The sequence below is a fragment of the Brevundimonas sp. NPDC092305 genome (assembly GCF_044755415.1).
Classification (GTDB): Bacteria; Pseudomonadota; Alphaproteobacteria; order Caulobacterales; family Caulobacteraceae; genus Brevundimonas.
In genome coordinates this window covers 337,725-358,107 of the sequence record NZ_JBIVQY010000001.1, presented here as the reverse complement: position 1 = coordinate 358,107, position 20,383 = coordinate 337,725, and the positions used below count along the sequence as shown (strand labels likewise).

Sequence of the window (20,383 nt, the reverse complement as noted above, 5' to 3'; positions counted from 1 at the left end):
GCCTTCTGGAATGGGGCCTCTGTCCTGGTACGGCACTTCAATCACTTTCGTCCGGACCCGGTACGCAGTCCTGTCCGATGAAGCTGCGCCCAACACGCTGACGAACGACTGATGAAGATGGTCAAGACAGCATTCACCGTGGGCCGTCCCGATCCGGGACGGCTTGCCCGAACGCCGGGTCTGCGGCACTCAGCGCCCCATGACGATCACGACTGTAGGCCTCGATGCCGACGACACCCTCTGGCACAACGAGACCATCTTCCGGCTGACCCACGCCCGGTTCGCCGCGCTGCTGGCGGACCACGCGGACGAGTCCGAACTCGGCACGCGGCTGGCAGAGGTCGAGAAGCGGAATCTGCGGCTTTATGGCTACGGCGTGAAGGGCTTCACCCTTTCGATGATCGAGACGGCGATGGAGCTGTGCGATGGCGAGGCGCCGCCCAGCGTGGTGCGGGAGATCCTCGCGGCCGGCCGCGAGATGCTGGCCCACCCGGTCGAGACCCTGCCCGGCGTCGACGAGGCGCTTGCGGCGCTGTCAGAGCGCTACCGACTGGTCCTGATCACCAAGGGCGACCTGCTGGATCAGGAGCGCAAGCTGGCGGCCTCGGGACTGGGCGACCTGTTCGCGGCGGTCGAGATTGTCTCGGAGAAGGATCGCGGCACCTACGACCGGGTCTTCTCACGCCATGGCACGGGAGCGACGGACGCCGTGATGGCCGGCAACTCGATGAAGTCGGACGTCCTGCCGGCGCTCGAGGCCGGGGCGTTCGGGGTGCACATCCCCTATCATGTCACTTGGGCGCACGAACTGGCCGATGCGCCGGAGGGCCACGCTCGCTATGGCGCGCTGGAAACGATAGCGGATCTGCCCGGCTGGATTGCTGAGCGGTGCGTCTGACAAGCGAAACGGCTGCAACGACCGCAGCCGCGAGCTCGTCGGCAGACGGCGACAGATCGCGTTAGCCGCCGCTGCTGGGCGGAGCGTCGCCCATCGACAGACCCTGCAGGCTTGCCGGCACGATTCCGCAGCGCTTTCGCTCCGAGATCCTGAGCAGATGGTCAAAGCGGCTGAACACCAGCTCCTTGCTCCGGGACTGTCCCTGAATGTGCTCACCCAGAACATTCATGGCCTGCTGCTCCCGGCCCTCCCGCGCCGCCATGACCGCCTGATGCGTTCCTGCTGCAACAATGATTGAGCCGCCCGGGATAACCGCGCCGCCGATGGAGTTGGCGACCGCCGCCTCTCGCTGTCCCGGCATGACCCGACTGCGCGGCCGCATGCCCGCGATTACGCGATCAGTTGCCGCCTGCATCTCAGCCAGTTCGCGTTCGACGAGAACAATCTCCGCCGCCAGCGCTTCGCAGCTCAGCTGCGTATCTCCCGGCCGGGCCACCTGATAGCCGGAGGGGTCGACGGTTGGCGCCGTCTCCTGCCCGAATTCGCCTGACATCGCCGGCGTCCCGCCGGTGGAAAGCGCGAGCGCCAGCATGGAAAATTTCATGACGCCGAGCATTTAGCACCCCTTGCTTATCGAGATGTCGGTGAGGTGATCGACCCGCCCCATAAGCGGCATCATCGCCTCGGTTCCCGCGGTCATCTCGGTCATCAACTCGCTCATCTGTCGCTCCTGCTTCGCTTGGTGGGCGACGATCGCGGCCTCCGTCGCCGCGTCAGCGACCCCCTGGACCGCGCCGAGCACAAGGCCGGCGCCGGGAACCAGCGCTCCGATAATCCCGCTTCCCACTGTAAGCGCCGTGGACGCCATCGACGGCCCTGCCGGACCCCGCATGCTCTCACGGGTCGAATCCATCGCCCGTCCCGTCATGGCGGTCTGGCCGCGGGCAAGTTCCCCGTTCAGCGTATTGATCTCATTGATCAGGGTCTCGCAGGTCATCCTACTGTCACCCAGCCGCGCGACCTGAAAGGCCTGATCAGCGGTCCCGGCGACCGGCGCGGCTGGCGTTGACTCCTGAGCGTTCGCCTGCCCCGCGGACAATGCGGCCATAGCGACCGAAACCAGAACCCGTCTCATCCGACGTTAAATCCCATCTCGCCACCGAAGGCCTCCGCTTGGCCCGAGCGATCGGCGCTATCCTGACCGCTCCCGATCAACTCGCGAGGGCCTTGCGACAAAGATTCGATCAGGCCCGGCGCGTTGGCGGCCGTATTTGACCTTGCCCCTGCCCCGCCCCGTCTTTAGACGGGCCGCTTAACCGACAACCCATCGAGTCCCCGCCGCCGCGAGGCGTGCGCGGGGTCTCGCGCGCGAGGGAGCCTGACGAACGTGTCCGCATCCGACGTCAGCCACGACGAGCGCGACGCCATGGTGCGGGCGGCGCTGGCCGAGCACGGCGACAGCGGCGTCACGCCCCGTCACACCCTGTTTTACTTCTACGGGGACGGGGACCACGACGACCTGAACGAAGTGGCCAAAAGGGCCGGCTTCGTCACGCGCGGGTCGGACGATGCGACCGTTCTTGAGACCACCATCGCCGTGGACGAGGCCTCGTTCGCGCCGGTGTCGTCCATGATGCAATCCTGGGCCGCGGCCTTCCAGCTGGACTATGACGGCTGGGAGTGCGCGGTCGTGACCAACTGAGGAGGCTGAGATGCCCAAACGCACGGACATCCGGTCAATTCTCATAATCGGCGCGGGGCCGATCGTGATCGGTCAGGCTTGCGAGTTCGACTACTCCGGCGTTCAGGCGTGCAAGGCGCTGAAGGCCGAGGGATATAGGGTCATCCTGGTCAACTCCAACCCGGCCACGATCATGACCGATCCGGAAGTGGCCGACGCGACCTATATCGAGCCGATCACGCCGGAGATTGTCGAGAAGATCATCGCGAAGGAGAAGCCGGACGCCCTGCTGCCGACCATGGGCGGGCAGACGGCGCTGAACACGGCGCTGGCGCTGGAGGCGTCGGGCGCGCTGACGCGGCATGGGGTGGAGATGATCGGGGCGCGCGCCGACGTCATCGACAAGGCCGAGGACCGTCAGAAATTCCGCGACGCCATGGACAAGCTCGGACTGGAAAGCCCCCGCTCCAAGGCCGTGCACCACATCGACGAGGCGGATGATGCGCTGGAGTTCGTGGGCCTGCCGGCGATCATCCGGCCGTCATTCACCCTCGCGGGCACCGGCGGCGGCATCGCCTACAATGTCGAGGAATTCAGGGAGATCGTGGAGCGCGGGCTGGACCTGAGCCCGACCACCGAGGTGCTGATCGAGGAGAGCGTGCTCGGCTGGAAGGAGTACGAGATGGAGGTCGTCCGCGACAAGGCGGACAACTGCATCATCATCTGCTCCATCGAGAACATCGACCCGATGGGCGTGCACACCGGCGACAGCATCACCGTCGCCCCGGCCCTGACCCTGACGGATAAAGAGTACCAGCGGATGCGCACGGGCTCGATCAACGTCCTGCGCGAGATCGGCGTCGAGACGGGCGGATCGAACGTCCAGTGGGCGATCAATCCAGCGGACGGCCGCATGGTCGTAATCGAGATGAACCCGCGGGTGTCGCGCTCGTCCGCGCTGGCGTCCAAGGCCACTGGCTTCCCGATCGCCAAGGTCGCGGCGCGTCTGGCCGTGGGCTACACGCTGGACGAACTGACCAACGACATCACCCAGGTCACGCCGGCCAGCTTCGAGCCGAGCATCGACTATGTCGTCACCAAGATCCCGCGCTTCGCCTTCGAGAAATACCCGGGGTCCGAGCCCTATCTGACCACCTCGATGAAGTCGGTCGGCGAGGTCATGGCCATCGGCCGGACGTTCCAGGAAAGCATGCAGAAGGCCCTGCGCGGGCTGGAGACCGGCCTGACCGGTTTCAACGAGATCGAGATCGAAGGCACCATCGACGCCGAGGACGACGCCTCGGCCCGCGCCGCCGTGGTGCGCGCGTTGGGTCAGCCGACGCCGGACCGCATCCGCGTCATCGCGCAGGCCTTCCGTCACGGCCTGTCGATCGAGGAGGTCAACGCCGCTTGTTCCTATGAGCCGTGGTTCCTGCGCCAGATCGCCGACATCGTGCGGACCGAGGGCCATGTCGTCGTGCAAGGCCTGCCGACCACGCCCACCGACTTCCGCAAGCTGAAGGCCAAGGGCTTTTCGGACGCGCGTCTGGGCGAGCTGACCGGCGCGAGCGAGGCCGACGTCCGCAAGGCCCGTCGCGCGCTGGACGTGCGTCCCGTCTTCAAGCGGATCGACACCTGCGCGGCCGAGTTCGCCAGCGCCACCGCCTATATGTATTCGACCTATGAGACCGGTGCTCTGGGCCAGATCCCGCAGTGCGAGTCGAAGCCGACCGACGCGAAGAAGGCCATCATTCTGGGCGGCGGACCGAACCGGATCGGGCAAGGGATCGAGTTCGATTACTGCTGCTGCCACGCGGCGTTCGCCTTCGCCGACATCGGTGTCGAAAGCATCATGGTCAACTGCAACCCCGAGACCGTGTCGACCGACTACGACACCTCGGACCGGCTGTATTTCGAGCCGTTGACGGCCGAGGACGTGCTGGAGCTGATCGACGTCGAGCGCGCGAAGGGCGAGCTGATCGGCGTGGTCGTCCAGTTCGGCGGCCAGACCCCGCTGAAGCTTGCCCATGCGCTTCAGGAAGACGGCGTGCCGATCCTTGGCACCAGCGTGGACTCCATCGATCTGGCCGAGGACCGCGAGCGGTTCCAGGTCATGCTGCACGACATCGGCCTGATGCAGCCGCCCAACGGTCTGGCGCGCAGCGCCGAGGAAGCCGCGCAGAAGGCGGACGAAGTCGGCTATCCGGTCGTCCTGCGTCCCTCCTACGTGCTGGGCGGACGCGGGATGATGATCGTCCACGACCGCGAGCAGCTGGACCGTTACGTCCATGAAGCGATGCGGGTGTCGGGCGACGATCCCGTGCTGATCGACCACTATCTGAACCGCGCGACCGAGGTGGACGTCGACGCCCTGTGCGACGACGAGACGGTCTTCGTCGCCGGCGTGCTGGAGCATATCGAGGAAGCCGGCGTCCACTCGGGCGACAGCGCCTGTTCGATGCCCCCCTACTCCCTGTCCGCCGAGGTGGTGGCGGAGCTGAAGCGCCAGACCGAGGCCATGGCCCGCGCGCTCAAGGTACGCGGCCTGATGAACGTCCAGTTCGCGATCGAGGAGCCGCACAGCGCCGAGCCGCGCATCTTCGTGCTGGAGGTCAATCCGCGCGCCAGCCGCACCGTGCCGTTCGTGGCCAAGACGATGGGCGCGCCGGTCGCCGCCATCGCCGCCAAGGTGATGGCCGGCGAGAAGCTGGCGTCGTTCGGCCTGACGGACCGCAGCTACGACCACATCGCGGTCAAGGAAGCCGTCTTCCCGTTCGCCCGCTTCCCCGGGGTGGACACCATCCTCGGTCCCGAGATGCGCTCGACCGGCGAAGTCATGGGACTGGACTGGAAGCGCGACGGCGAGACCGACATGGCGCCCGCCTTCGCCCGCGCCTTCGCCAAGGCGCAGCTGGGCGGCGGCGTGGTTCTGCCGACGAAGGGTTGCGCCTTTATCTCGGTCAAGGAGGCCGACAAGCCGTTCGTGGCCGAGGCCGCGCGCGCGCTTCTGGCCGAGGGCTTCACCGTCATTGCGACGGCCGGCACGCACAGCTATCTGACCGAACAGGGCCTGACGGTCGGGTTCGTGAAGAAGGTGCTGGAAGGTCGTCCGCACATCGTCGACGCGATGAAGAACGGCGAGGTCCAGATCGTCATCAACACCACCGAGGGCAAGCAGTCGCTGCAGGACAGCTTCAGCCTGCGCCGGACGGCCCTGATGATGAAGATCCCCTACTTCACGACCGTCCCGGCAGCCGTCGCGGCGGCGCAGGCCATCGCGGCCATCAAGGCCGGCGAGCTGGATGTGAGGGCGGTGCAGGAATACGCCTGACCGCCTGATGGACGGGTTCTCGACGATTGACCGGGCGCTGATCGTGCTGGGCCTGCTTCAGATCGCGACGTTCGGGCTGTTCTGGTTCGACAAGTCGCAGGCCCGCAACGGCGGCCGGCGTGTGCGCGAGCGGACCCTGTTGGTCGCCGCCCTGCTCGGCGGCTTCGGCGCATGGTTCGGACAGCATCTGCTGCGCCACAAGACCCGCAAGGAACCGTTCCGGACGCTGCTGGGCGCCGCGTTGGTGGTGCACGTGGCTGGCTCGGCGGGCGTGATGTGGCTGCTGTTACGATGAGGGATCCGACCGGTTAACTGCCGGTGATTTCGGATAGTGCACCGCCGTCCCGGGCGGTGAGTTTGACGACATCGGCCATGAAATTTTGCGAACTGCTCTTCCGTCATCCTCGGGCTTGACCCGAGGATCAGAGGTTCGGTTGGCAGGCTGCTGCACAGCGACCGCGGGTCAGGGATCGGGCAGTCCGGCGCGGATGGTCTGATCCTCGGGTCAAGCCCGAGGATAACGGTGGATGATGAGGCGGCGTACGACCGCTTCTGACGGAGCGGCGTGCCAGTCTTCGGCGATGGATCACCACCGTCTGCGCAAATACCGGGGACCCGAGACGTGGAAACGGGTGCGTGAGGCCTATGTCGCGGGTGAGTCCGCACCATCGGTGGCCCGCCGGTTCGACGTGGGACTGGCCAACCTGCGGCGGCGCGCCATGGCCGAGGGCTGGACGCGCAAGGTCATCGCGAAACGGCTGGACCTGAAACCCCTGCGCGGCGGCGCGGACGATCCCGCGCACGCGCTCATGAGCTTCGCCGACCTCGACGCCCTGCCCGATGCGCCCGTCGTCGATCCGCGCGCGGCCATGGCCAAGGCGGTGCGGAGGGCGGCATGGCTGATCAGCCGGGGACAGGCGGCGGAGGCGACGGCGCTGTTGCGGGCTGCGGATGCGCTGGAGCGGCTGAAGTGGATGACGGGGTAGGCGGGGAGCGGACGGCTTGGAGGTCCGGAATGGGTCGAAAGCCGCCTTTGCCCAGCGCCCCCAACCCGGACCCAAGGATCATCAGCGTTGCAGGTTGGCGGCCGGCGAGCTTTGGTGGAAACTTACGCTCACGACAACACGCCGGTTGAGCCGCTCCGGCGTGTTCCGCGGCGTGGGTCTGGCCAGTGCTTCCCCTCCCCGCGCGTGCTGTTCGATCAGTGCGGGGTCCACACCCATCAGAACAAGCTCGGTCGCCACGCTCTGCGCCCGTTTGCGCGCGAGTTCTTCGGAGAACGAGATTTCCTCAGCCGTATCGACAAACCCTGTGATCACGATCCGCGCGGGGCGGCCCGAGAGGGCGTAGCGGGCGACGGATCGCGTCATCACATAGCCGGCCGGCGAGAGCTCCGCACGGCCGTACTCGAAATAGTCCAGAAACTCGTGAGCGAAAGCGGGGACAGGGGCGAGCAGCATCATGGCGCATGCCACCAGGCGCCCGCACAGCCTCGTCTGTGATCGTTGTGCTCTCCGGCGGACCTTGCCAGACGACGGGGAGATGATCTCGATGACGCCTATTGAATGGCTTTGCATGACGGGGACCCTACCCCCGATGGCCCACGGCCGCCACGGGTCGCCGATCGATGTTCTGCTTGTCGGACAGGCGCAAAACCCTGCAAGCTGAGGTCGAAACGATCTGAGTCGCGAGGGTCTTCATGAAAGCCGTCCTGCTGTCCTCGATCACGGCGGTCGCCTCGCTGTTCGCGCTTGCCGGGGCGGCCCCTCAGGAAACGCCGGCGGAACGCGGGGCTCCTATGATCCCCATTCTGAGCGCCACGCAGGAGGTCGGGACCACGATCACGGCCTGCATGTATCCGGGCGCCCGGCCGGAGACGTATCGCGTGGGGGCGGCGTCCTGTCGCGGCGACGCCTCAGCCTGCACCGTCTGGGTAGTGATGAGAAGTCGGGACGAGCGGGAAATGCTGACGGGCGACTTCGACCTGCGCAATCCGCCGGTGGAAGCGACGGGACCGACCTGCCCCCGCCCCGAGTTCCGGCCGTCGGGCCGCCTGCCCAGGTAGCGCCCGTGAACCGAGAGCGGCGAGAGACACAGAATTTCGTGGAAGAGGTGAGATGATGATGGCGAGCTTTACCTCCGTGTTGGCGCTTTCCCTTCTGACGGCCACGGTCGAGCAGGACCCTGCGAACCTGATAGACGCCGGCACGTGGTCGGCCTTCTCTCTGGACGAAAAGGCGGCGTTGTCTCTGGTCCGAAGCCTTGGGGACTCCACTCGCCTTTGCCGCGACTATCTACCAGAAGGGTACGGGGCTGAGGTCGATTCAATGGTGGCCGCTACACGCGCCGCCGGTGCGGCCGCGCCGGTGCTGGATCTGGCGTTTGCATCCGGTTACGCGGATCCCAAACCCGCTGCGGGGCGAACGGACGAATCGACTTGCGCCGCCACGTTGGAAGACAACGGGGCGTTGGTGCAGGGCTCGATGGATGTGCTCAGTGCGATCGAGACGAAGTTTTCCAATCCGTCAGGCCGTATCTGGAGCCGCCATTTTACGCCGGGACTTGTGCGGAACCTGGCGGCGCTGAACCAGCCGCCGCTACCGGACGACTGGCGACGAACCTACGAACCGACGGTCTGGATCAGGTTTCCCCGGGCGCAGTTTCCGGCCGGCGCCTATAGCAAGGAGGCGAGCGTTTATGTCCGGTGCGTGGTCACCGTCTCATCGACGCTCAGGGCGTGCGAAATCCTGAACGAGAATCCGGCGGGACAGGGTTTCGGGCAAGCAGTCCTCGACGCTCTCCCGGAGGCGCGCCTTCGCCCCGGTTCGGTCAACGGCAGCCCTATCGAAAGCCACGCCAACTTCACGGTGCGCTTCCGTGTCCAGACGCCGGTCGACAGCGATGTCATTGCCAACATGGCCCGACGAACGCCCGCGCCGGGCCTTGCGACGGAAGGCGATGCCGTGGGTCAGCTTACGGCGGCGCTGGAACTCTGCAGAACTGCGGGTTACTCCGTCAATCTGAGCGTCGCCTCCCGAGCCATCTCCGAGTTCGAGACCAAGGCTCTGGCGACAGGCTGGACAGCAGAGGATGCGGGCGTTGTCGTGCTGGCGGGTCAGGAGCGGCAGCGCGCCGCCGTGGGTCTGACGCGCGGCCTGAACCGCCAGACCCCCATGCGGCAACGTCGTATCTGGAGGGAAGCTCACGAGCGCATCCGGGATCGGTGCCATGAGATCGCGGCTCAGCACCCCGGCTCGATCACCGGTCTGGAGGCGCGTGACGAAGACACCTCGCCCGCGCAGTGACTGAGGGCTGACCCCGCTGGCCCTCCAGAACGCCGTCATCCATAGTCTGCGGATGCGCACTCTCGTCCTGATCCTCGCCACATGGCTTCTGGCCCTGCCCGTCGGCGCGCAGGACTGGCGGGATCCGGATCTGGGCAACAGCTTGCGCGAGGGGCTGGCGACGCGGGAACATATCTGGCTGCTGGGGGCGAGCGGGAAGGTGGCGCGGTTCGACAGGCGCACCGGCGAGCGCGAGATCGTGGCGGAGAAGGTGCGGGACCTGCTGCCCGCAGGCGGCAAGCTGTGGGCGCTGATCGGGGCGGACGACGGGGCGACATGGCTGCTGCGCGACCTGCGGAATCCGGGGCCGCCTTCGGGGGAGGAGGCGGAGCGGTCGCGGCTGTACCTGCATCCGAGCGAGACGAGCGGAGGCGAGGCCATCGGTCTGGTGGACTGGCCCGGCCAGAACCGGCCCACGGTGCTGGCCCAACGCATGTTCCTGGCCCCGACGGCGGGGGGATGGGACCGGCGGTCGCTGGCCGCGACGCTGGGGACGGGCGGCCGCATCGCCGTGACCGGCGATGGGTTGCTCTACGTCGGCTACAACTTGGGCGAATGGGGCGGCGGTCTGCGGCGGATCGATACGCGCGAGGGCTCGGTCGCCTTTGCTCGCGAGACAAGCGCAGACCTTTGCGGCGGCGCGATCAATCCGGCCTGTACGCCGGTGATTGGTCTGTTCCGTGATCCCGACCAGCCCGGGTGCGTGGTGGTCGGCACGGGCATCGCGCATCTCAGCACCAGTCAGGGCGAAGTCTTTCGGGTCTGCGGGGACGCCATCACATCTGTGTTCAAGACACCGACGCCGACGGTGAAGGATCGCTGGATGATGAGCCCCCAGCCATGGCCGCTGCACGGGTTCGTCGAGACGCCGGACGGCTGGGTGGGCGCCAGCCGGGACCGGTATTTCCGCTCCCGCGGCGGGCATGTGGAGGAGCGGCCGATGCCCGCCTTCACCGACTGGTCGGGCCTGAGGATCAGCGAGGAGCAGGACGGCGTGCTGTTCCTGATCTCCTCCTGCTGCTGGGGGTCTACGGACAGCCCGACGCTGTACGGGGCGCTGGCGCTGCCGGTCGTGCCCTGAGGGTCGGAGCCGGCGCCTAGATGCCCGCGCCAGGCTCCGGATCGGCGACGGCGTCGCGGCCCTCGACGATCCGGGCGGCGGCCAGGTCGGCCGTGACGTTGCCGATGGTGCGGAAGATGTCGGGGATGACCTCGACCGCCAGCAGCAGGGGCAGGACCTGCAGCGGCACCCCCATCGCGATGCAGATCGGGGCGATGGAGACGAAGAAGCTGACCTGACCGGGCAGACCGACGGAACCGACCGACACCGCCAGCGCGGTCAGGCCGCCAGCCAGCCACGCGGCGGGTCCAAGCTCGACCCCGAACAGGTGGGCGCAGTAGATGACGACGGCGAGGTTGGCGACCGGGCTGGTGATGCGGAAGATGGCGACCGCCAGCGGCAACACGAGGCCGGAGGTGGCGTCGGACACGCCGAGGCCGCGCCGGGCCTGCTCGACCATGGCCGGCAGGCTGGCCAGAGAGGACTGGGTCGAAAACGCGACGACCTGGGCCGGGATGATCCCCTCGATAAAGCGCGGCAGGCCGATCCGGCCCCATAGTACGGCGACGGGGTAGATCAGGAGGATCAGGCCGATCTGGGCCAGAACGACGAGGGCGACGTAGTGGCTGAGCGTGCCCAGAGCGCCGACGCCGGCGTTCAGCCCGACGCCCATCGACAGGGCGAAGACGCCGATCGGCGCGGCCATCAGCACCCAGTGTACGATGACGATCATGGTGGCGGAGACCGCCTCGAAGAAGCCAACCAGCGGGGCGCGCATTCGCGATTCCAGCCGCGTCGTGGCGAAGCCGAAGGCGATGGCGAAGACGACGATGGCGAGTATGGCGTCGTCGGCCGCGGCGCGGACCGGGTTGGACGGGGCCAGTGAACTGAGGAAGCCGGACAGGCCGGCGCCCGAGGCGCTTTCCCTGACGGTTGAGGAATCGGGCGCGCTGGAGATCAGGGCCTGCCCCGCCGCCGGATCGATCGGCCAGAGCATGTGCAGGCTCTCCGACGCGATGAAGGCGTAGATCGTCGCCCCGACCAGCAGGACGGCGAACACCATCAGGGCCTTGAGCGCCAGTCGGCCGGTCGCGGCCGCGTCGGCGATGGAGGCGATGCCGGTGACCAGCAGGCCGAAGATCAGGGGGATGATCGTCATCTTCAGCGCGTTCAGCCACAGCTCGCCGATCGACTGGATCAGGGAGGCGGTCCCCGCCCCTCCGGGCAGCCCCCAGGTGTCGGCTGCCGCGCCCGCGAACAGGCCGGCCAGCAGGGCGACGAGCACCCACAGGGTCAGGGACTTCAGGGCGCGGAAGAGACGGGAGCGGGCCATTCCGCCACGCTAGGCGCCGTCGAGCCCCGGGTCGAGCGCGAAGTGCAGACGCGGGCTGGACGGACGCGACGTCAACGGGCGACAACGACCGGAGTGCAGCGGAGACCGGCCATGATCATCGTCCACCACCTGAACGACTCGCGCTCGCAGCGGGTGCTGTGGCTGCTGGAGGAGCTGGGGCTGGATTACGAGGTGCGCCGTTATGAGCGCGACCCGGACACCCGGCTGGCGCCGCCGGAACTGAGAGCCATCCATCCGCTGGGCAAGTCGCCGGTGATCGAGGACGGCGCGGTCAAGGTCGCCGAGACCGGGGCCATCGTCGAATATCTGCTGGAGACGTACGGCAAGGGCCGGTTCCGGCCGTCGGCGGGCACGGAAGACGCGCGGCGCTTCACCTACTGGCTGCACTACGCCGAAGGATCGGCGATGACGCCGCTGCTGCTGAAGCTGATCTTCTCGGAAATCCCGAAGCGGGCGCCGTTCTTCGCCCGGCCGGTGGCGAAGGGCATTTCGGCGGCGATGAACAAGCGGATGATCGACCCCTCGCTGGCCAGCCACATCCGTTACTGGGAGGCCGAGCTGAACCGGTCGGAGTGGTTCGCGGGCGACGACTTCACGGCCGCCGACATCATGATGAGCTTCCCCGCCGAGGCCGCGGCCAGCCGCGGCGGCATTCCCGGCCTGCCCAGACTGGACGCGTTTCTGGACCGCATTCACGCCCGACCGGCCTATCAGCGCGCGTTGGAGCGCGGCGGACCCTATGCCTACGCCTGACAGCGTTATGCGAGAAACCGTGACTGCGACTGCGCGTTAAGACATCCATGCGCGCCCAGACCACATTGATCATCGCGGCCCTCGTGGCCGCCGTCTGCTTCGTCTTCGCCTTTATCGCGGCAGGGGCGGTGCTGCTGTCCGGCCTGTTTATGGTCGCTGGCCTGCTGGTCGTGGCCTGGATGGCGTGGGTCATGATCCGGCGGGTCAAGTTCTGGGGCCATTTGCGGGGGCTGCGCGAGCGGCGGCGCACTCCTGTCGCCTGATCCAACCCGCCGCACTTGAACCTTTCGACGCGGCGCCCTACCCTCTTTGGCCGGTCGCGCGCGCCCAGCGACCCCAGTGCCAGTGAAGTCTCTCCAGTCGGGCGATAACCAAGAAATTCACGACATATGGAAAAAGTGCCGATGACGGCCGAGGGCTACCGCGCCCTCGACGATCAGCTAAAGCAATTGAAGTCGGTCGAAAGGCCGAGCGTCATCGCGGCCATCTCCGAGGCCCGCGAGCACGGCGACCTGTCCGAAAACGCCGAGTATCACGCGGCGAAGGAACGTCAGGGCTGGATCGAGGGCCAGATCGCCGAGATTGAGGACAAGATCAGCCGCGCACAGGTCATCGACGTGACCAAGCTGTCCGGCGATCAGGTCAAGTTCGGCGCCACGGTGACGGTCGTCGACGAGGACACCGAGGAAGAGGGCCGCTACCAGATCGTTGGCGAGCACGAAGCCGACGTGAAGGCGGGCCGTATCTCGGTGTCGTCGCCGATCGCCCGCTCGCTGATCTCCAAGGAAGTCGGCGATGTCGTCGAGGTCAACACGCCCGGCGGCGTGAAGGCCTATGAAATCCTCAAGGTCGAGTGGAAGTAGGCGTCAACCCGACGCCGCTTTCGGTTTGGGTCGTCTCGGACGGCCGGATCGGCATGGAAAACCAGGCGCTGGGGCTGGCCGAGGCCGTCCAGCGCCTTCTTCCGTCAGAGATCACCGTCAAGCGGGTGAAGTGGAAGCCCGCGTTCGACAAACTGCCCTCGGCGTTGAAGGCGTCGTGGATGCTGGACGCCACTTCGGACGCGGTGGAGCCGGCCGCGGGAGAGCGCTGGCCGGATCTCTGGATCGCCACCGGGCGCGCCACCCTGCCCCTGTCGATCGCCGCGAAACACCGGTCCGACGGCAAGACCTTCGTGGTCCAGACGCAGGACCCGAGATGGCGTACGAACGACTATGATCTGGTGGTCGCGCCGAAGCATGACAGCGTGACCGGCCGCAACGTGCTGGCGGTCACGGGATCGCCGCACCGGATCACCCCGCAGCGACTGGCCGGCGCCGCACCCGGATTTCCGGTGCTGGACGCGCTGCCCCGTCCGCGCGTGGCGGTGCTGATCGGCGGAAAATCCCGGACGCACGATCTGACCGTCGCGCATGCGGCGGTGCTGGCTGAGCAGATTGCAGAGGCGATCGAACGCGCGGGCGGTTCGTTGATGCTGACCTTCTCGCGGCGGACGCCCGAGGATGCGCGCCAGGTCATGACGGCGCGACTGAAAACCCTGCCCGGCCTGATCTGGGATGAAGCCGGCGCAAACCCCTATTTCGCCTTCCTGCACTATGCCGACCACATCCTCGTCACCGAGGACAGCGCCAACATGGCGGCGGAAGCGGCGTCGACCGGCAAGCCGGTGCACATCCTGCCGATGATCGCGACGAAGGCGGCGGACAAGTTCGCGCGCCTGCACGCCGATCTGGCCCAACGCGGCGCGGCGCGCCTGTTCGATGGGACGCTGGAGAACTGGAGCTATGAGCCTCTGGCGGAAACCGATCGCGCGGCGAGAGCCGTGCTGGACGCGCTGGCGGCGCACTAGTCGTCGGCCGACCAGCCGGGAAGGTCGCGGTCCTCGAAGCCTTCCGGCGTGTCACGCGTCCGCCATGCGCGGATGCCGACGCCGATGAAGACGCCAACCACGCCGCCGATCACCGCGCCTCCGAAGGCGTCGCCGGCGATAGCGCCGATTGCGAGCCCGGCCAGAGCCCCGATCAGGATGCCGATGGCGTAGTCGGTGATGCGTGTGAGCATGGTGGTTCCCCAGTCTGGACGCGCGGAGCCTATTTCCGGAAGGGAGGTCGCGCGTGGACTGGTCGACCGGGTTTCTGCGAATCCAGCAGCTTGCGACGAAAGGCTACTCTCCCTCCCCGCCCCGGGGAGGGTGGCCGCGAAGCGGCCGGGTGGGGGCGGCCGCCTCCAACACCGCCAGAATGCCCTCCAGAACCCCTTCGAGATTGTCCCGGATCGAGGCGTTGTCGAACCGCATCGTCCTGAATCCGGCGCTTGCCGTCACGGCGTCACGACGACGATCCCGTTCCTCATCATGGCCGGCGCCATCGACCTCGATGATCAGCCGACGGTCGAGGCAGACGAAGTCGAGGTAGTACCCAAACAACGGATGCTGACGGCGGAAATGATAGCCTTGCGTCCGTAGGCGACGAAGGACCACCCATAGTCGCGCTTCCGGGGGCGACATCGCCTTTCGCAGACGACGAGCGGTGGCGACGACGGGCATGAACGCGCTCCGGAAAACGCGCCATGGTTGCATTTTGCAGGAATGGACGCAAGGAGGGCCGTCCCCACCCGGCCGCCGCTAGGCGGCGGCCACCCTCCCCGGGGCGGGGAGGGAGAACGCTATTCGCTCTCGCCGCCGTCCCTGTCCTGCTTCTTCTTCGCGGCCGCATCCAGCGCGATCCCCATGCCCATGCCTATGGCGACGCCGATCCCGATGCCGAGGGCGATGTTCTGCAGCGCCACGCCGATGGCGACGCCCACGCCCATGCCGATGGCGAGGCCGATGCCGATGAAGCTGCGTCCTTCCACGGGACCCTCCTGAACAGAGCTGTGAATCCCGGCCAACCTAGCATCGCGCGAGAGGGAATCAGCGACTAAATAGGGGCATGACCTCGCCCCGCACCGTTCGTGTCGCCATTATCGGCTCCGGCCCCGCCGGATGGACCGCCGCCATCTACGCCGCCCGGGCGTTGCTGAACCCCGTGGTGATCGCAGGCCTCCAGCCGGGCGGGCAGCTGACCATCACCACCGACGTCGAAAACTATCCCGGCTTCGCGGATGTGATCCAGGGTCCGTGGCTGATGGATCAGATGCGGGCGCAGGCCGAGCATGTCGGCACCGAGATCATCGAGGACATCGTGGTCAAGGCCGACCTGTCGCAGCGGCCGTTCCGTCTGACGCTGGACTCGGGGACAGAGATGCTGGCCGAGACGGTCATCATCTCGACCGGCGCGCAGGCCAAGTGGCTGGGGCTGGAGAGCGAGGCGAAATATCAGGGCTTCGGCGTGTCCGCCTGCGCGACCTGCGACGGCTTCTTCTATCGCGGCAAGGACGTGATCGTGGTCGGCGGCGGCAACACCGCCGTTGAAGAGGCGCTGTTCCTGACCAACTTCGCGTCGAAGGTCACCGTGGTGCACCGCCGCGACGAGTTCCGGGCCGAGCGCATCCTGCAGGACCGGCTGTTCGCCCATCCCAAGGTCGAGGTGGTCTGGGATAACGCTATCGACGAGATTCTGGGCGAGACCAACAGCTTCGGCGGCGTCAACGTCACCGGCGCGCGTCTGATGAACGTGAAGACCGGCGAAACGCGCGAGATCGCGGCTGATGGCGTTTTCATCGCCATCGGCCATGCTCCGTCATCAGAGCTGTTCGCAGGTCAGCTGGAGACCAAGCAGGGCGGCTATCTGGTCGTGAAGCCGGGTACGGCGGCCACAGCTATCGAAGGCGTGTGGGCGGCGGGCGACGTGACGGACGACATCTATCGTCAGGCGGTCACCGCTGCCGGAATGGGCTGTATGGCGGCGCTGGAGGCGGTGCGGTTCCTCGCCGAAGAGGATCACGCCAAGGCCCACCACCCGATCACGCACAAGGAAGCCGAGAAAATCGGTGTCTGGTAGGCCCTAGCCGAAGACCTGAAGCTCAGGCGGGGCGTACTGGATGGGCTCGCCCTTGCGGCGGCGCAGGGCATAATCCACCGACATCTGCACGGCGCGTTCGTCCGTGGGCTTGGACAGCACGCCCAACGTGCCGGCGACGCCATTGCGCACCATGCCGGGGTTGGCGGTCATATACATAACGGTGACGCCGTCCTGCGCCAGATCCCGGCCCAGCTGAACGCCGGTCGGGCCGTCGGACAGGTGGATGTCCACCAGCGCCAGATCGATCTCGTTCTCGCGCACCAGATTGCGGGCGGTCACCGCATCCGACGCGACGCCGGTCACCACGTGGCCGAGATCCTCCAGAACGAACCGGAGCTCCATCGCCACGAGGGCTTCATCTTCAATGATAAGAATACGCGCAGTCATTGGATCAATCTTGGGTTCGCGACCCGAACGCGAGAGCCGCAAACGGGTTTCACGCCAGGCTTTCGGTTTTTTCCTTTAACGCCGCGCGTCGCCTGGAAAGCGCAGTGGCGGGAAGGTCGGCCACGACACTGAGGCCCGTCGGGGCCCAGTCGTGGGTCAGACGACCGCCGAGCTGGCCCTCGACCGACATCGCCGCGAGGGACGAGCCGAAGCCTGATTTCGTCGGTACGCCGGGGACAGGCGGCCCTCCCTGCTCCCGCCACTCCAGAATAAAGCGGTCGTCCGCGTGGCGGGTATGGAGATCGACGCGCCCCTCCTCGGTGGAGAGCGCGCCGTATTTGGCCGCGTTGGTCGCCAGTTCGTGGAACAGCAGGGCGACAGAGGTGGCGGCCTGGTCGTCGAAGACCGTGTCCTCGCCTGTCACCCGCAGGCGCGGCTCGCCGTCCGGTCCGGTGTAGGGACGGAACAGGGTCTCAAGAAAGGCGTGCAGCGTCATCGTGCCCACCGTCGGCGCAGATGTCTCCGTATGGGGGCGCACGAACTCATGGGCTCTCGCCAGCGCGTTGATGCGGGTCCGGAAGGAGGCGGCGAAGGCCTTGGCCTCAGGATACTGTCGCGCCGACAGGGCGATCAGGGCCGAAACGACGGCGAAGATGTTCTTGATCCGGTGGCTGAGCTCCTGGCTCAGCAGTTCGCGGGACTGTTCAACCCGTTTGAGGTCGTCGATATCCGTGCAGGTTCCGAACCAGCGGGTGATGCGGCCCTGCTCGTCCCGGATCGGCGCGGCGCGGCCCAAGGTCCACCTGTAGACGCCGGAATGGTGACGAAGCCGGTATTCGATCTCGTACAACTCGCCTGTCTCGAGCGAGCGCCGCCAGGCGGCCCAGGCGCGCTCGCGATCGTCCGGGTGGAACATGTCGTTCCAGCCTTCGCCGTCGGTCGAGCCTGAGGGCGCGCCCGTGAATTCGTACCAACGGGCGTTGTAATAGTCGTGGAAGCCGTTCGGCAGGGTCGACCAGACCATCTGGGGCATGGAGTCGGCCAGCACCCTGAACTTGGCCTCGCTCTCGGCGAGGGCCCCGGCCGCCTCGCCGAGACTGGCGGCGGTCTCGCGGTCAGTTTTCAGCACCCGGCGCAGGCGCATCAGGTTCATGACCTGACGGGACAGCACATCCAGCGCCTGGGTCTGGAGGTCGGTCAGGCCCTCCGGGCGGGGTTTGGTGTCGAGAATGCAGAGGGTGCCGAGGGGCAGGCCATCGTCATCCTTCAGCAGCACGCCGGCGTAGAAGCGCAGGCCCGGCGCCTCGGTGACGAGAGGGTTGCAGGCGAAGCGCAGGTCGAGGGCGGCGTCTGGCACCACCATCCGCTCCTGCTCCAGCAAGGCGTGGCGGCAGAAGGAGGTTTCGAGCGGGGTCTCGCGCACGCCCAGACCGACCTCGGCCTTGAACCACTGACGATCGGCGTCGATCAGGTTGATGACGCCGATGGGCGCGTCGCAGAGGCGCGCGATCAAGGCGGCGATGTCGTCGTAGGCCGGCTCTCGCTCGGTATCGAGAATATCGTAGCCATGAAGCGCCGAGAGGCGATCGGCTTCGTTCCAGGGCGCAGTCATCAGGAGTCCGTTCGGTCGCGTCAGGGGCGCGGGCCTTGGTAAATGCTCCGCCAGCGCGGCCGTTGCAAACGGCGGCCTAGTTGGCGGGTCGGCCGACTTCCTCGACGTCCATGGTCACGGCGCCGGGAACGGGCGCGCTGGCGGCCGGGGCCGGGGCCGGCGTCGGGTTCTCGAAGGCGGCGATGCGGGCGTTGATCTCGGCGATCTGGTCCTTGGTGGCGGAGCGGCGACCGCCCAGCGAGGCGACGCCGACGACGCGGGTCTGGCCGTCGATCTCGACCGTGCGCATGACGGTCTGGCCGTTGGCGGCGGCGTCGGCGATCGCGGCGGCCGCCTCTTCCGGCGTCGCGGGATCGACCTTGGCGAGCTGGACGCGGGGGCGGGCGAAGCGGGCTTCGTCGATCAGCGGCTCGCGGCCCGAATAGGCCTGCCGGAACGCCGTCGGCTCGCCGTAGACGCCCTTCCAGCGATAGAAGATGTGCGCGCCGATCTGGGTGAGCTTGCCCAGCGTCGGCGCCCACCACGGGTGGACGTAGTCGGCGTGGTAGTGGGTCGCGGTGCCGACGCGGGTGGCGACGTATCCGGTCAGCGCGCGCTCGGCCACCAGCCGGGCGCGGTCCCAGGCCCACTGCGGCGGCGCCATCGAAAGGGCTCCGTCGCAGGTGAAGCTGAACTGGCAGCCCGTGATCCGCTCGGCGCCTTCATAGACGACGCCGCAGACGCTGTTGGCGTAGTTGGGGTCGCGAACGCGGTTCAGGATGACCTGCGCCACGGCTTCCTGCCCGGCGGTCGGCTCCAGCGCGGCTTCATAATAGACAGCCTGCGTCAGGCAGCGGAGAGCGCGGCGGCGGTCCTCGGCGGTGGCGGGCAGGAATTTGAACGGGCTGGCGGGACGCAGCAGGCCCGTCGACGGCGCGGCGGCGTTCATCCGCTGGGCCTCGAGGCCGGTGGCGCCGAAGTCCAGCGACGGCTTGCCGGCTAGGGACAGGCTCTCCCAGCCTGGCGTGAGGCCGTAAAGGGCGGCGCGGCGCTCAGTCGGATCATGACGCATGGCCAGCGACAGCTGGGCCGGCGTCATCCGATCGGTGATCTTCTTCAGGCCCGCGTCGCTGAGGTCGCCGCCCGTCACCTGTCGCACCATGTCGGCGCGGCGGTCGATCTCCGGACGAGGCGTGGAACTGGCCGCGACCGCAACCCCGACAGCGGCCAGAGCGGCGGGCGCGGCGGCCAGAAGCCGTCGCGATCGCTTGCCCAGACCTTTGAAGTCGATAGCGGTCAAATCCAGATCCATGTGCCGGAGAACCGGCGGTGAAAGCCTGTGCCTGAAAAGCAGGGCGCCAATCAGGCCTTACATTACAGCGTTTTCAGCCTAGCGGCCGCCCAGCGTCGAACGGAGCATCCAGGCGAACTTCTCGTGCGCGGCCAGCCGTTGGGTCATCAGGTCGGCCGAGGCCTCGTCGCCGGCTTCCGACGCCGTCTCGAACGCCTTGCGGGCGGTGGCGATCAGGGTCTCGTGATCCTGCATCAGCTCCTTGAGCATGTCGGTCGCGTCCTTCTCGGGATCGCCGTCCTTGACCGAGGTCAAATTGCCGAAAGCGGAATAGCTTTGTGGGGCCAGCACGCCGAGGGCGCGGATGCGTTCGGCGATCTCATCCAGCGCGGCCCAGATATCGCGGTATTGCTGTTCCAGCAGGTTGTGGAAGCTGAAGAACTCGGGCCCACGGACATTCCAGTGATAGCCGTGCGTCTTCAGATAGACGGCGAAGCTGTCGGCCAGCACCTTGGTCAGCTCCTGCGCCACATCGGTGCGCTCGGTCTTGCTGAGGCCTGTGTCGATCGTCGCGGTCATGCTTGCTCCTGTCTTCGGAATGTCGAAATCTCAGCTCAGCAGTTAGGCGTCGCGCGACCGGAATCCAAGGCGGCGACAGGACGCGGAGTGGAAATGCGACCCTTGGGAACGCCTTCAGGGCGAAAGCGTTGCAGCTTTTCGCGCCTGAGCGC

The 20,383-nt window shown here is 67.2% G+C and carries 24 protein-coding genes; 13 read left to right on the top strand and 11 right to left on the bottom strand.

Annotation, left to right across the window (positions count from 1 at the left end; genetic code table 11):
- Window positions 1–199: 199 nt before the first annotated feature.
- The gene (locus tag ACIQC9_RS01730) at window positions 200–898 is read left to right on the top strand and encodes an HAD family hydrolase (protein ID WP_400611888.1); all 699 of its coding nucleotides are present in this window, start codon (window positions 200–202) and stop codon (window positions 896–898) included.
- A gap of 61 nt (window positions 899–959) precedes the next feature.
- On the opposite strand, the gene ACIQC9_RS01725 is transcribed toward ACIQC9_RS01730, so the two are convergent.
- The gene (locus tag ACIQC9_RS01725; RefSeq protein WP_400611887.1) at window positions 960–1,514 is read right to left on the bottom strand and encodes a hypothetical protein; all 555 of its coding nucleotides are present in this window, start codon (window positions 1,512–1,514) and stop codon (window positions 960–962) included.
- Complete coding sequence (locus tag ACIQC9_RS01720; RefSeq protein WP_400611886.1) at window positions 1,515–1,895, bottom strand: hypothetical protein; 381 nt, start codon at window positions 1,893–1,895, stop codon at window positions 1,515–1,517.
- Between the two features lie 390 nt (window positions 1,896–2,285).
- On the opposite strand from ACIQC9_RS01720, the gene ACIQC9_RS01715 reads away from it, so the two are divergent.
- From ACIQC9_RS01715 to ACIQC9_RS01700, 4 genes are all read left to right on the top strand, one after another.
- The gene (locus ACIQC9_RS01715) at window positions 2,286–2,600 is read left to right on the top strand and encodes a hypothetical protein (protein ID WP_400611885.1); all 315 of its coding nucleotides are present in this window, start codon (window positions 2,286–2,288) and stop codon (window positions 2,598–2,600) included.
- A gap of 10 nt (window positions 2,601–2,610) precedes the next feature.
- Window positions 2,611–5,910, top strand: a complete 3,300-nt coding sequence (carB, locus tag ACIQC9_RS01710) for a carbamoyl-phosphate synthase large subunit (RefSeq protein WP_400611884.1) — start codon at window positions 2,611–2,613, stop codon at window positions 5,908–5,910.
- A 7-nt stretch (window positions 5,911–5,917) separates the two neighbouring features.
- Window positions 5,918–6,205 carry a DUF1294 domain-containing protein gene (locus ACIQC9_RS01705; RefSeq protein ID WP_400611883.1) on the top strand — a complete coding sequence of 96 codons (288 nt, stop codon included), beginning with the start codon at window positions 5,918–5,920 and terminating at the stop codon, window positions 6,203–6,205.
- Window positions 6,206–6,491: 286 nt separating this feature from the next.
- Window positions 6,492–6,896: a hypothetical protein gene (locus ACIQC9_RS01700; RefSeq protein WP_400611882.1), complete on the top strand. Its 405-nt coding sequence runs from the start codon at window positions 6,492–6,494 to the stop codon at window positions 6,894–6,896.
- An 81-nt stretch (window positions 6,897–6,977) separates the two neighbouring features.
- Here ACIQC9_RS01700 and ACIQC9_RS01695 read toward each other — a convergent pair whose 3' ends face one another.
- Window positions 6,978–7,373 (bottom strand): OmpA family protein, encoded by a 396-nt coding sequence (locus ACIQC9_RS01695; RefSeq protein ID WP_400611881.1) that lies wholly within the window; start codon window positions 7,371–7,373, stop codon window positions 6,978–6,980.
- A gap of 236 nt (window positions 7,374–7,609) precedes the next feature.
- On the opposite strand from ACIQC9_RS01695, the gene ACIQC9_RS01690 reads away from it, so the two are divergent.
- From ACIQC9_RS01690 to ACIQC9_RS01680, 3 genes are read left to right on the top strand one after another with little or no spacing between them, the layout of a single operon-like run.
- Complete coding sequence (locus tag ACIQC9_RS01690) at window positions 7,610–7,975, top strand: hypothetical protein (RefSeq protein WP_400611880.1); 366 nt, start codon at window positions 7,610–7,612, stop codon at window positions 7,973–7,975.
- Window positions 7,976–8,033: 58 nt separating this feature from the next.
- Window positions 8,034–9,215, top strand: a complete 1,182-nt coding sequence (locus tag ACIQC9_RS01685) for a hypothetical protein (RefSeq protein ID WP_400611879.1) — start codon at window positions 8,034–8,036, stop codon at window positions 9,213–9,215.
- A 52-nt stretch (window positions 9,216–9,267) separates the two neighbouring features.
- Entirely contained in the window at window positions 9,268–10,335 is a 1,068-nt protein-coding gene (locus tag ACIQC9_RS01680; protein ID WP_400611878.1) for a hypothetical protein, read from the top strand.
- A 16-nt stretch (window positions 10,336–10,351) separates the two neighbouring features.
- On the opposite strand, the gene ACIQC9_RS01675 is transcribed toward ACIQC9_RS01680, so the two are convergent.
- The gene (locus tag ACIQC9_RS01675) at window positions 10,352–11,647 is read right to left on the bottom strand and encodes a dicarboxylate/amino acid:cation symporter (protein ID WP_400611877.1); all 1,296 of its coding nucleotides are present in this window, start codon (window positions 11,645–11,647) and stop codon (window positions 10,352–10,354) included.
- A gap of 111 nt (window positions 11,648–11,758) precedes the next feature.
- On the opposite strand from ACIQC9_RS01675, the gene ACIQC9_RS01670 reads away from it, so the two are divergent.
- From ACIQC9_RS01670 to ACIQC9_RS01655, 4 genes are all read left to right on the top strand, one after another.
- Entirely contained in the window at window positions 11,759–12,421 is a 663-nt protein-coding gene (locus ACIQC9_RS01670) for a glutathione S-transferase family protein (RefSeq protein WP_400611876.1), read from the top strand.
- A gap of 47 nt (window positions 12,422–12,468) precedes the next feature.
- Window positions 12,469–12,684, top strand: a complete 216-nt coding sequence (locus ACIQC9_RS01665; RefSeq protein WP_400611875.1) for a hypothetical protein — start codon at window positions 12,469–12,471, stop codon at window positions 12,682–12,684.
- Between the two features lie 126 nt (window positions 12,685–12,810).
- Window positions 12,811–13,284 carry a transcription elongation factor GreA gene (gene greA, locus ACIQC9_RS01660; RefSeq protein WP_400611874.1) on the top strand — a complete coding sequence of 158 codons (474 nt, stop codon included), beginning with the start codon at window positions 12,811–12,813 and terminating at the stop codon, window positions 13,282–13,284.
- Window positions 13,275–14,270, top strand: a complete 996-nt coding sequence (locus ACIQC9_RS01655) for a mitochondrial fission ELM1 family protein (RefSeq protein WP_400611873.1) — start codon at window positions 13,275–13,277, stop codon at window positions 14,268–14,270. The genes greA and ACIQC9_RS01655 overlap by 10 nt, the downstream gene beginning before the upstream one ends.
- On the opposite strand, the gene ACIQC9_RS01650 is transcribed toward ACIQC9_RS01655, so the two are convergent.
- The 3 genes from ACIQC9_RS01650 to ACIQC9_RS01640 form a co-directional block, all read right to left on the bottom strand.
- On the bottom strand, window positions 14,267–14,482 hold the full coding sequence (locus tag ACIQC9_RS01650) for a hypothetical protein (protein ID WP_400611872.1): 216 nt from the start codon (window positions 14,480–14,482) through the stop codon (window positions 14,267–14,269). The two genes, ACIQC9_RS01655 and ACIQC9_RS01650, sit on opposite strands and share 4 nt — an antisense overlap.
- A gap of 103 nt (window positions 14,483–14,585) precedes the next feature.
- Window positions 14,586–14,966, bottom strand: a complete 381-nt coding sequence (locus ACIQC9_RS01645; protein WP_400611871.1) for an endonuclease domain-containing protein — start codon at window positions 14,964–14,966, stop codon at window positions 14,586–14,588.
- 119 nt (window positions 14,967–15,085) lie between these two features.
- Entirely contained in the window at window positions 15,086–15,274 is a 189-nt protein-coding gene (locus tag ACIQC9_RS01640; RefSeq protein ID WP_400611870.1) for a hypothetical protein, read from the bottom strand.
- Window positions 15,275–15,351: 77 nt separating this feature from the next.
- On the opposite strand from ACIQC9_RS01640, the gene trxB reads away from it, so the two are divergent.
- On the top strand, window positions 15,352–16,362 hold the full coding sequence (gene trxB, locus ACIQC9_RS01635) for a thioredoxin-disulfide reductase (protein WP_400611869.1): 1,011 nt from the start codon (window positions 15,352–15,354) through the stop codon (window positions 16,360–16,362).
- A 3-nt stretch (window positions 16,363–16,365) separates the two neighbouring features.
- On the opposite strand, the gene ACIQC9_RS01630 is transcribed toward trxB, so the two are convergent.
- From ACIQC9_RS01630 to ACIQC9_RS01615, 4 genes are all read right to left on the bottom strand, one after another.
- Window positions 16,366–16,770, bottom strand: coding sequence for a response regulator (locus tag ACIQC9_RS01630; protein ID WP_400611868.1), 405 nt, complete (start codon window positions 16,768–16,770; stop codon window positions 16,366–16,368).
- A gap of 49 nt (window positions 16,771–16,819) precedes the next feature.
- A complete protein-coding gene (locus ACIQC9_RS01625; RefSeq protein WP_400611867.1) occupies window positions 16,820–18,382 on the bottom strand; it encodes a sensor histidine kinase in 1,563 nt (520 codons plus the stop codon).
- A 76-nt stretch (window positions 18,383–18,458) separates the two neighbouring features.
- Window positions 18,459–19,661, bottom strand: a complete 1,203-nt coding sequence (locus ACIQC9_RS01620; RefSeq protein WP_400611866.1) for a cell wall hydrolase — start codon at window positions 19,659–19,661, stop codon at window positions 18,459–18,461.
- A gap of 90 nt (window positions 19,662–19,751) precedes the next feature.
- The gene (locus ACIQC9_RS01615) at window positions 19,752–20,231 is read right to left on the bottom strand and encodes a Dps family protein (RefSeq protein ID WP_400611865.1); all 480 of its coding nucleotides are present in this window, start codon (window positions 20,229–20,231) and stop codon (window positions 19,752–19,754) included.
- Between the last annotated feature and the right edge of the window lie 152 nt (window positions 20,232–20,383).

Bases quoted from the DNA above. Each gene is read 5' to 3' on its own strand.
- ACIQC9_RS01730 (WP_400611888.1), top strand. From the start codon at position 200: ATGACGATCACGACTGTAGGCCTCGATGCCGACGACACCCTCTGGCAC.
- ACIQC9_RS01725 (WP_400611887.1), bottom strand. From the start codon at position 1,514: ATGCTCGGCGTCATGAAATTTTCCATGCTGGCGCTCGCGCTTTCCACC.
- ACIQC9_RS01720 (WP_400611886.1), bottom strand. From the start codon at position 1,895: ATGACCTGCGAGACCCTGATCAATGAGATCAATACGCTGAACGGGGAA.
- carB (WP_400611884.1), top strand. From the start codon at position 2,611: ATGCCCAAACGCACGGACATCCGGTCAATTCTCATAATCGGCGCGGGG.
- ACIQC9_RS01705 (WP_400611883.1), top strand. From the start codon at position 5,918: ATGGACGGGTTCTCGACGATTGACCGGGCGCTGATCGTGCTGGGCCTG.
- ACIQC9_RS01700 (WP_400611882.1), top strand. From the start codon at position 6,492: ATGGATCACCACCGTCTGCGCAAATACCGGGGACCCGAGACGTGGAAA.
- ACIQC9_RS01695 (WP_400611881.1), bottom strand. From the start codon at position 7,373: ATGATGCTGCTCGCCCCTGTCCCCGCTTTCGCTCACGAGTTTCTGGAC.
- ACIQC9_RS01690 (WP_400611880.1), top strand. From the start codon at position 7,610: ATGAAAGCCGTCCTGCTGTCCTCGATCACGGCGGTCGCCTCGCTGTTC.
- ACIQC9_RS01685 (WP_400611879.1), top strand. From the start codon at position 8,034: ATGGCGAGCTTTACCTCCGTGTTGGCGCTTTCCCTTCTGACGGCCACG.
- ACIQC9_RS01680 (WP_400611878.1), top strand. From the start codon at position 9,268: ATGCGCACTCTCGTCCTGATCCTCGCCACATGGCTTCTGGCCCTGCCC.
- ACIQC9_RS01675 (WP_400611877.1), bottom strand. From the start codon at position 11,647: ATGGCCCGCTCCCGTCTCTTCCGCGCCCTGAAGTCCCTGACCCTGTGG.
- ACIQC9_RS01670 (WP_400611876.1), top strand. From the start codon at position 11,759: ATGATCATCGTCCACCACCTGAACGACTCGCGCTCGCAGCGGGTGCTG.
- ACIQC9_RS01665 (WP_400611875.1), top strand. From the start codon at position 12,469: ATGCGCGCCCAGACCACATTGATCATCGCGGCCCTCGTGGCCGCCGTC.
- greA (WP_400611874.1), top strand. From the start codon at position 12,811: ATGGAAAAAGTGCCGATGACGGCCGAGGGCTACCGCGCCCTCGACGAT.
- ACIQC9_RS01650 (WP_400611872.1), bottom strand. From the start codon at position 14,482: ATGCTCACACGCATCACCGACTACGCCATCGGCATCCTGATCGGGGCT.
- ACIQC9_RS01645 (WP_400611871.1), bottom strand. From the start codon at position 14,966: ATGCCCGTCGTCGCCACCGCTCGTCGTCTGCGAAAGGCGATGTCGCCC.
- trxB (WP_400611869.1), top strand. From the start codon at position 15,352: ATGACCTCGCCCCGCACCGTTCGTGTCGCCATTATCGGCTCCGGCCCC.
- ACIQC9_RS01630 (WP_400611868.1), bottom strand. From the start codon at position 16,770: ATGACTGCGCGTATTCTTATCATTGAAGATGAAGCCCTCGTGGCGATG.
- ACIQC9_RS01625 (WP_400611867.1), bottom strand. From the start codon at position 18,382: ATGACTGCGCCCTGGAACGAAGCCGATCGCCTCTCGGCGCTTCATGGC.
- ACIQC9_RS01615 (WP_400611865.1), bottom strand. From the start codon at position 20,231: ATGACCGCGACGATCGACACAGGCCTCAGCAAGACCGAGCGCACCGAT.